Annotated in this window: 1 rRNA gene; it reads right to left on the bottom strand. The window is 52.2% G+C overall.

Annotated features, from left to right (window positions below):
* Positions 1–395: ribosomal RNA gene (locus tag CWO92_RS24965) — 16S ribosomal RNA — on the bottom strand; the annotation flags it as partial.
* Between the last annotated feature and the right edge of the window lie 17 nt (positions 396–412).

Here is a 412-nt window from a genome sequence, read left to right as displayed (position 1 = left end):
ACTTTCGTCCATTGCGGAAGATTCCCTACTGCTGCCTCCCGTAGGAGTCTGGGCCGTGTCTCAGTCCCAGTGTGGCCGATCACCCTCTCAGGTCGGCTACGCATCGTTGCCTTGGTGAGCCGTTACCTCACCAACTAGCTAATGCGCCGCGGGTCCATCTGTAAGTGATAGCAAAAGCCATCTTTCAATCTTTCCTCATGCGAGGAAAGAAGTTATCCGGTATTAGCCCCGGTTTCCCGGAGTTATCCCAGTCTTACAGGCAGGTTACCCACGTGTTACTCACCCGTCCGCCGCTAACCAAAATGAAAGTAAACTTTCATTTTGGTCCGCTCGACTTGCATGTATTAGGCACGCCGCCAGCGTTCGTCCTGAGCCAGGATCAAACTCTCCAAAAAAGTGTTTGATATAGCTC

Source organism: Heyndrickxia camelliae, assembly GCF_002844575.1.
In the GTDB taxonomy this organism is placed as follows: domain Bacteria; phylum Bacillota; class Bacilli; order Bacillales; family Bacillaceae_C; genus Margalitia; species Margalitia camelliae.
Note: the sequence above shows the minus strand (reverse complement) of the source record. Positions and strands in the feature narration are given on the sequence as shown.